The following is a 508-nucleotide window of genomic DNA, read 5'->3' on the forward strand; positions in this document are numbered from 1 at the left end:
AAATTATCAAGCACTTGGAAAGTCTATCAAGTGTTTGTATGATTCAAATGTGAATAGCTTAAAAATAATACTGGGGTAAAAAAATATCTCAGGGGCCAATAAATTTAGGCTGAGCTTGAACAACAATTGTTATCTCTGGAGGATATCCATGAAATTGAGTCGTATTGCACTTGCTACTATGCTTGTTGCTGCTCCATTAGCTGCTGCTAATGCTGGCGTAACAGTTACTCCATTACTGCTTGGTTACACTTTCCAAGACAGCCAACACAACAATGGCGGTAAAGATGGTAACTTAACTAATTCACCTGAGTTACAAGACGATTTATTCGTTGGTGCAGCTCTTGGTATCGAGTTAACTCCATGGTTAGGTTTCGAAGCTGAATATAACCAAGTTAAAGGCGACGTAGACGGCGCTTCTGCTGGTGCTGAATATAAACAAAAACAAATCAACGGTAACTTCTATGTTACTTCTGATTTAATTACTAAAAACTACGACAGCAAAATCAAG

Annotated in this window: 1 protein-coding gene; it reads left to right on the plus strand. The window is 38.0% G+C overall.

The window, feature by feature from the left end:
• Positions 1–148 precede the first annotated feature (148 nt).
• The coding region (locus ABD296_RS50420; RefSeq protein ID WP_032067355.1) for an outer membrane beta-barrel protein at positions 149–508 on the plus strand (360 nt) is incomplete at its 3' end.

It is taken from the genome of Actinomadura napierensis, from assembly GCF_039529375.1.
Classification (GTDB): Bacteria; Actinomycetota; Actinomycetes; order Streptosporangiales; family Streptosporangiaceae; genus Spirillospora; species Spirillospora napierensis.